The sequence below is a fragment of the Kurthia gibsonii genome, from assembly GCF_006539985.1.
Classification (GTDB): Bacteria; Bacillota; Bacilli; order Bacillales_A; family Planococcaceae; genus Kurthia; species Kurthia gibsonii.
The window spans coordinates 1-7,914 of record NZ_BJOB01000070.1; the positions used below are offsets into that span (position 1 = coordinate 1).

General features: G+C 34.9%; 9 protein-coding genes and 4 pseudogenes. 2 read left to right on the top strand and 11 right to left on the bottom strand.

The genetic code is table 11. The features are described from left to right. Positions 1–93 precede the first annotated feature (93 nt). The 7 genes and pseudogenes from KGI01_RS12890 to KGI01_RS12925 all read right to left on the bottom strand — a co-directional run bounded on the left by KGI01_RS12890 (position 94) and on the right by KGI01_RS12925 (position 3,062). On the bottom strand, positions 94–468 hold the full coding sequence (locus KGI01_RS12890) for an HsmA family protein (protein ID WP_141275020.1): 375 nt from the start codon (positions 466–468) through the stop codon (positions 94–96). 38 nt (positions 469–506) lie between these two features. Further along, positions 507–854: a YxeA family protein gene (locus KGI01_RS12895; protein WP_255314796.1), complete on the bottom strand. Its 348-nt coding sequence runs from the start codon at positions 852–854 to the stop codon at positions 507–509. 98 nt (positions 855–952) lie between these two features. Further along, a pseudogene (locus KGI01_RS14170) lies at positions 953–1,201 on the bottom strand (FtsX-like permease family protein); the annotation flags it as partial. Positions 1,202–1,336: 135 nt separating this feature from the next. Further along, positions 1,337–1,609 (bottom strand): annotated as a pseudogene (locus tag KGI01_RS12905) (IS4 family transposase); the annotation flags it as partial. Between the two features lie 227 nt (positions 1,610–1,836). Then, positions 1,837–2,385: a hypothetical protein gene (locus tag KGI01_RS12915; protein WP_141275023.1), complete on the bottom strand. Its 549-nt coding sequence runs from the start codon at positions 2,383–2,385 to the stop codon at positions 1,837–1,839. Positions 2,386–2,407: 22 nt separating this feature from the next. Further along, positions 2,408–2,875 carry a hypothetical protein gene (locus tag KGI01_RS12920; protein WP_141275024.1) on the bottom strand — a complete coding sequence of 156 codons (468 nt, stop codon included), beginning with the start codon at positions 2,873–2,875 and terminating at the stop codon, positions 2,408–2,410. Then, on the bottom strand, positions 2,865–3,062 hold the full coding sequence (locus KGI01_RS12925; protein WP_141275025.1) for a hypothetical protein: 198 nt from the start codon (positions 3,060–3,062) through the stop codon (positions 2,865–2,867). The genes KGI01_RS12920 and KGI01_RS12925 overlap by 11 nt, the downstream gene beginning before the upstream one ends. A 295-nt stretch (positions 3,063–3,357) precedes the next feature. Between KGI01_RS12925 and KGI01_RS12930 the strand changes: the two genes are divergently transcribed. Together KGI01_RS12930 and KGI01_RS12935 are read left to right on the top strand one after the other, a co-directional pair. Further along, positions 3,358–3,576, top strand: a complete 219-nt coding sequence (locus KGI01_RS12930; protein ID WP_218026253.1) for a helix-turn-helix transcriptional regulator — start codon at positions 3,358–3,360, stop codon at positions 3,574–3,576. Between the two features lie 429 nt (positions 3,577–4,005). Continuing rightward, on the top strand, positions 4,006–4,872 hold the full coding sequence (locus KGI01_RS12935) for an IS30 family transposase (protein WP_141275026.1): 867 nt from the start codon (positions 4,006–4,008) through the stop codon (positions 4,870–4,872). A 263-nt stretch (positions 4,873–5,135) separates the two neighbouring features. On the opposite strand, the pseudogene KGI01_RS12940 reads toward KGI01_RS12935, so the two are convergent. The 4 genes and pseudogenes from KGI01_RS12940 to KGI01_RS12955 form a co-directional block, all read right to left on the bottom strand. Further along, positions 5,136–5,315: pseudogene (locus KGI01_RS12940) on the bottom strand (IS4 family transposase); the annotation flags it as partial. A 7-nt stretch (positions 5,316–5,322) separates the two neighbouring features. Further along, positions 5,323–5,439, bottom strand: a pseudogene (locus tag KGI01_RS12945) (helix-turn-helix domain-containing protein); the annotation flags it as partial. A gap of 87 nt (positions 5,440–5,526) precedes the next feature. Further along, positions 5,527–7,416: an ABC transporter permease gene (locus tag KGI01_RS12950; RefSeq protein ID WP_141275028.1), complete on the bottom strand. Its 1,890-nt coding sequence runs from the start codon at positions 7,414–7,416 to the stop codon at positions 5,527–5,529. Then, positions 7,403–7,914, bottom strand: a 512-nt coding sequence (locus tag KGI01_RS12955) for an ABC transporter ATP-binding protein (RefSeq protein ID WP_141275029.1), incomplete at its 5' end; no start/stop codon positions are given. The genes KGI01_RS12955 and KGI01_RS12950, both read right to left, overlap by 14 nt.

Sequence of the window (7,914 nt, forward strand, 5' to 3'; positions counted from 1 at the left end):
CCAATAGTTTTTTATAGATATTTATATATTTATTCTAACTGTTTGTTACCTCCATATAAAAAAGAGTGAGAATTGGTATCCTCACTCTTCTTCTTATAATTCTGTTGTCATTCCATAAATCATACCTGAAATATATGGGATTAACCAAATAACCCACACAACGATACTAAATTTATGGAATTTCGCCATCATGTCTTCGTTTTTCTTAACAAGAACGACTGTCGCCCAGATGGCATGGAATAGCATTAATAAGATGGCGATTGAACCGGTAATTCCATGGAAACTAAAGATGAAGCCACTTGATGCCATACGCCCCATTAAAGTAGTTCCAACTGTATCACATACAAGCCCGAGCCAGAAAACTACTACATGCCAGGATTTTAAGATTTTTTGAATTTTTTCAGACCATACACCAACTGTATAAAAAACTAAGGCGGATGTAATAAAAATTACTGCGGTAATTAACATAAATCTCCCTCATTTCTTATGGAATGGTAGTACTAAAATTAAGAAGCTTCTTTTGGCATATCTTTTTTACTCACTTCATCATAAGAGGTCACTTCACCCTCTTTATTTACATAGAGCATTAAATAGGCACCTTTTCTTAATTGTTTATCTGCTGAAAACTCAAGCTCTTTATGCTTTCCTTCATCATTTACCGCATCACCTTTATAACCGTAGCGAATCATTGTTTCGCCATTATCTAGACGGTCCTCTATTTTTTCACCATCTTGTGTAATTTGAATATAGTAACGCTCTTTATTAAAACGGTTAAAATCAAGTGTTAAGACGGCATAACTTGCCCCTGCTAAGACCACGATAATCACTAAAAAAATAAACCAACCTTTTTTCACATTCATCCCTCGTTTCGAATTGTTCTTTTCATGATAGTGGTATAGGCTCTCACAGTGAACAAATAATAAACTCCATAAATCGCACTATAAATACCCATCTAAATACATACAGGCACAAAAATATTCATACTTAGTACACTTGAGATGGCTTTTAAAGCGACTGCACTATGAATCAAACCAACAATTAATGGGACACAGAAAATCACACCCACTTGTGCTGCAATCGATCGTTTCATACTCTTCATACTGATACCCATCTTGTGTAGAATCATAAACTGCCCTTTATCTGCTTCTGCTTCCGTTAAAATTTTGAAATAAATAATACTACCTGTTGCGAGTAAAAATACAAAACCTAAGAAACTACCCCATACCCATCAAGCTAACAACGAAACTAGCTAGACTTGAATTGTTTTTACATGGCGACCAGCCCATGCACAAAAAATAGACATGCCAAATTAGCCCCCTAAAAAAGCATTTTTTCGCTAGGCAGCTTGTCTCGGCTTCATCGTCGTTTCGTACACAACACCTAAAATATCAAAAACCGTCATTTTCTTAGAGCGATGACACTTACGACCGTTTTTTGAAAGCAGCTGATACAGGCGATGAAGGATGTTCACCAGTTCTTCTGCGCTAGCTGCCATTGCTCGAAAGAATAACAGAAAGTAATCCTTAATCATATAAATCGCCTTGTACTCGCTCAGCTCCTGCTTTTTCTTTTCAAGCAGAAGCTGGCGCATTTGAAACATTGTCGAAGAAATGAAAACAAACCATTTGATGAAGTTACTATATTAGGCGTTATGCTAACAGGTCGTACTGAAAGTTTTAATAAATTGATAGGTAAAGAATTTATTCGTGGAGCATCTGTAGGAGTAACTACACCAATTGTTCCGTATATCCAACCAACAAAATAACCTAAAATTTGGTGAACGAATAGGACTGCAATAGGATTGAATAGCCCATTGCAGCCCTTTTCTAATGTGATTTATTTTTCTAATTGAACATCGCTGATCGTTTCAAAAATTTGCGTATAAACTTTTTGTATAGCATCTTTTTTATTTACATTTTTAGATAGCTGATATTTCCATGTGACGTAAGAGACTTCTTTTTGGTTTGAAGATTTATTTAGATACCCAGTTGCAAAATTATTACTTGAATTTACAACTGGCGCATTTTCATAAGAAACATCTTCATTAATAAAAGGTAATTCATCTTTTTTTGATTCAATGAAAAAGATGGGAATTTTCAACTCTTCGTATGCAGAGATGTATTTATCTGCAGAAGCAGGACTTAAAAATTCAGGCATAATAAAGACAGCATTATAATTTCCAGAGATATTATCAGTAGTCTTTTTTAAATCCTCTAATTGAATGTTTTCAAATTTTACTTGGTCAGCATTTAATGAAGGAGGCGCGCCAATTGTAGCTATTTTCAAGTTGGTAGTTATAGTATCTTCTTTCGCAGTATTTGAAGAACAACCTGTTATTAACAATAATACGCTCAAAACAAAAATACTTATAAATTTATTACACATCTGATGAACCTCCTTATCAATTTTAATTAGTCACTTTTCTCCATTTTAATCCTGTATAGATTGAGGCATAGTGATTAGATGTTGCAGCAACGTTGTACGTAGCTGTGAAAACTGTTGTAACACCTGTCGTTCCAGAATGAGTTACCGTAGTACCATTATAGAAATTACCGTTAGCAACATAATAGAAGCCATTGTCATTAAGATCTACCTTTATAGTTCCTGCAAATGATTTTCCGCCAGAAGCTTTAAATTCTTGTAACATAGGTTTTTTCTTTTTCTCTATCCAACCAAAAGAGCCATTACGACATGATTTAAGGATTACAATTAATTTTTGTGTACTACTTTTCACGGTCACATTGGTACTCGTTTCTTGCCAACCACATACATTACCAGACGCAGCTGCTGTAGAAGCTAGCATTCTGACATTTGATTTTTCTGGATTTTCTCCTTTAACTTCTGTGATAGTTTTATTTGTCATTTCAGCTGTCAACAGCTTGTTCATATGTTAGAGGAATTGTATATTCTTCCTCAGAGTTTCGAATAGCTTCTAATTCATTACTATTTAAAACGTCATTGTTATCAAATGTCGGATTAACGTTAGTTGAAGCATTTGCTTGGTAAAGCGGTAGTGTCAAGGTGCTTGTGAAAATTGTTAATGCTAATAATTTTTTAAACATTTTTAAATTCTCTTTCTTATTAAAAATTTTTGAAATAGGATTAAAATTAAATGAATATTTTTATAATTTGGTAATTTAAAGAGGTGAGGGCCCTTCGTCTCTGAAATCATAATAGCATAAAATATTTATAAACAAAGAGAAACTGCTGGTTTCCTCCATAAAAGGAAACTATTAGTTCCTCTTTCACCTCCAGTAATTGTATAAAAAGAACTTAATTTTTATATTTATCAATTTTCATAGGTTAAATAATGTAAAATGATAAGTGAGTGTACATCTATATGATTGGAGGAATCTTATGAATCAAGAGTTAGAAGATAGCTTAATGATACGCTTGAAAGAATTACGTTTAGAATATGGTTATTCACAGAAATATGTAGCTGAGCAATTAAATATTTCACGCCAGGCAATATCAAAATGGGAAAATGGCAGAAGTTACCCTGATATAGATAATTTACGCTTGTTAAGCGCGCTTTATGATGTATCGTTAGATAGTTTTTTTTTCAAAATGATTTAGTTGAAACAGAAAAAATTGAATTAGTAGAAACGTCTAAAAGCTTAATTTCAAAGGGTTTTCTAGTCATATGTTTAATAAGCGTTATAAGTTATTTTATCTCGCCGTTTGGATTGATTTTAATTCCAATAATTTTATTCTTTAGTAGAAAAATCAAAAGCTATAAAGTAATTATTTATATACTTTGTCTAGTTTCTCTTTGGAGAAATGGTCAAGATTTATACTATTTGTTAAATAGCAATTCAGAAAATGAAATCATTACAATTAAAGAATTAGGCGAATAAAAAGAGATCATACATACTTTGATTATTTTTATAGGGATGACGAATTGTAATATTAAGTGCACCACTCAAAATAAATAAAAAAGACCCATTCAATATGAACCTGTATAATTAAAGTTCCTACACCAAAATCAACAGGGGGCCATATTGAATGAGCTATTATCATCTTACCATATCTGAACGTTCGAAAATAGAGGTTTTAAAAGGATTAGGGTACTCTTGTCGTGCCATTGCGTGTCATCTCAACCGTTCTCATACAACGATTTCTCGTGAATTAAAGCGATTGAATGAATGGTCAGCTGAAAAGGCGCAATGGCACGCGGCTGCGCAGAAGAAAAAATGTGGTGCGCGTTCAAAGTTTACCGACAAACTGCGTAAAATTATCGAAGAAAAACTAAAAGCGACATGGTCTCCTGAACAGATTGTCGGTTCCTTGTTTCAAGGCAAATTATCTTTCAAAACAATTTATCGCTGGCTTTATTCAGGGAAACTTCACGTGACGCTTCAAGTGCTTCGCCAAAAAGGAAAACGTCAGGCACCACGTGAAACGTTTGGCCATTGGGAATTAGATACCGTCGTTTCAGCACGCGGTACGAAAGGATGTATCGCGACATTCGCCGAGCGAAAAACACGTTTCTATGTCGGCATTCAAATACCGAATCGCTCGGCGCAATCGATGAAGTGGGCGATTGAACAGCTCATTTCGCGTTATCCAAGACCATGTTTTCAAACGTTTACGACGGCTCGAGGAAAAGAATTTAGCTGTTACGCCGACATCAAAAAACAGTACGGCATCCCAATTTACTTCGCTGATCCGTACGCGCCATGGCAACGTGGCACGAGTGAAAATAGTAATGGTCTTTTACGCGAATTTTTCCCAAAACGAATGGATTTGGGACAACTAACACCATCAAAAATAGAAAAAGCACTTTCATTGATCAACAATCGACCAAGAAAGTGCCTCAACTGGAACACCACGCAGGAAGCATTTGAATATCAGGTGGTGCAGTTAATTTGACAATCTATCGGATATAAAAACCATCCGTGAAGACGGGTGGTTTCTTATTTTCTATTTAAATATTTTGTTGTGTTGAGGTAATGAAATTGCTGCTACTGATATATTTTTTATTTGAACTCACTAGCGTCGCATAAATTTTGACACAATATTCCGTTTTTTTATTTTTCCATTTTAGAAGAAAAACGAAGACACTGGAACAAAGGTAGTAATCATCCATTTTTTCACTATAACCTTTGACTAGTGCGACAGAAGTGGTTAAACCCTTATGGAACAGCTTTTCCTGTGATTTTTCGAATCCATAGATGAGCCGATTTCCAAGGCGCTGCTTTTAATAAACGACTGATTTTCAAGTACGTTTTTGAACTGTTTGTGTTCAACTGCGCCAGCACATGCAGACAATAGACAATCATCGCGATGTACACCTGATTATGCACACCTTGTTCGAGAAGTATTCCACAACTCAAGAAAATGGTTGTAAACAAAACGACAATGCCCATGTGTTTGATGTATGAACGCTTGTTGGTCTTTATTTGGGTAGATACGGAATTTATACGCTTTATGTGACATGACAGACACCTCCTTTTTTCGAACACCATAATAGGAACAGATGTTCTTTTCAACGAATTAGCACTGGCAGAATAATTGGGTTCGCATTCATCCCTCGCTTCGAATTGTTCTTTTCATGATAGTGGTATAGGCTCTCACAGTGAATGCATAATAAACGGCATAAATCACACTATAAATACCCATCCAAATACATACAGGTACAAAAATATTCATATTAAGTACACTTGAGATGGCTTTTAAAGCGACTGCACTATGAATCAGACCAACAATTAATGGGACAGAGAAAATGACGCCCACTTGTGCTGCAATCGAATGTTTCATACTCTTCATACTGATACCCATCTTATGAAGAATCATAAACTGCCCTTTATCTGCTTCTGCCTCTGTTAAAATCTTAAAGTAGATAATACTGCCTGTTGCAAGTAAAAATACAAATCCTAAGAAACTACCTACAAATAAGATAATGCCGACACTCTCCATGTTCTGTTTCACATCAATCGGATAGCTAGAAAAACGTGCATCTTCTGGCATTTTATCTTGAATTTTCTTTGCCTCTACTACTGTCAAATTCGGTTCAATTACTGCATGAACTGTCATTTTCTCACTTGTATTTTGCAACTGTTTAAATACGTCTGGTGTCACAATTAATGTCGTATAGGCAATAGAACTGTTTAATACATTTTCTTTTGTAACATCTTTTAAACGTAATGATTGCTTCACTTTCATAGCATCTAATTGTTTCTCTTTATAGTCAGGTGAATAGCGCTCATCGTAACTTGGATCAATGATAACTGCTTCTTTTCCTACCACTTCAATAGTTGGCTTATCTACTAAACGCGCCAATTGATTGTACGTATCTACTGCCATCACTGTATAATTTCTTTTTCCATAAGGACCAAAAGCATCTGATAACTCTTTCGCATCAAATTCTGTATAAAGAATATGAAATGACTCGCTTTTTTGATTGAGTTTTGGTGTATTTTTTGTTTCAACATACATATACGTGAAGGGATCTGCTTGTTGAACTGTCGATTTTGTATTGTAGTATAGACCGAAAACAGCGCCCCCTGCTGTAATCGTTGTAGCACTTAATACTGCAATAACAGTTAAGGTTTGTGCATTACCTCGAATACGATAGAGTAGCTGCGAAACAGTTAAAAGTCTTAAATTTTGCCAGATGAATCCTTCTGATTTTTTAATCATCTTTAAACAGTACCCAATGAAAGAATGGAAGATTAAATATGTCCCAATAATAACGCAAGCTAAAATAATAAGCGGTGCTGCAGCACTCAGATACTTCCACACTGGTGATGTCATCATATTAGCTAGTGCGATATAATAACCAATACCTACTAAACTAGCTCCAAGTAATGCCAACCAAACATTCGGCTTAGGTACTTTTTCTCCCTGTTTTTCTGCATGAAATAATTCAATCAGTTGGAATCGATATACCACACGATAGCCTTGAATAGATGTGATTAAAAATAAGATAAGAAAAACACAAACTGTATTGATAACGGCGTCTATTGATAAGGTAAAATGCGCTACAGCTTGATAATCCATCATTTTTAATAACATCCATAAAAATAATTTAGAAGCTAAAAAACCAAAGAAAATACCGAAAATAAGGGATATGATTCCTAATAATAAATTTTCGAAAAAGAGTAAAAAGCCAATTTGTCTTTTACGCACACCCAGTAGTGCGTATAATCCTACTTCTTTTTTTCTTTTTTTCATGAAAAAAGCATTTGAATAGAATATAAAAATCGTCACAAATACGAGTAGTACGACAGACGAACTTGACATGATGGATGCAATTTTCTTAGAAGCTTCTACTTCTCCTGTAATGGTCTCGTTATACTTCATCGTCACAAACGTAAAGTAAATGGCAATACTAAAAACCATAGAAGCAATATATAAACTATATTGCGATAGATTACGACGAATATTTTTACGTGCGAGACTAAATAATGTCATCCATCTCACCGCCCATACTACCAACAGATGCTAAAATCTGCTGGAAAAATTGTTTACGCGTCTGTTGTTCACGATGTAACTCATGCGATAATCGACCATCTTTAATAAAGAGAATACGCTGACAAAAACTCGCTGCAAATGCATCATGTGTCACCATCATAATCGTCGAACCTTTCTCTTCGTTCAAACGACTTAAACTTTCAAGTAAATCGATTGCTGATTTCGAATCAAGCGCACCCGTTGGTTCATCTGCCAAAATCAGTGCTGGTTGTGTAATTAATGCACGAGCTGCTGCTGTACGTTGCTTTTGCCCACCTGATATTTGATACGGATACTTCTCAAATAAAGTTTTAATACCAAATACACGCGCAATCTCATCCACACGTTTACGAATATCTGCTGCAGGCACTTTTGAAATGGCTAAAGGTAATAAAATATTTTCACGAACTGTTAGAGAATCAAGTAAGTTATAGTCTTGAAAAATAAAGCCTAAATTTT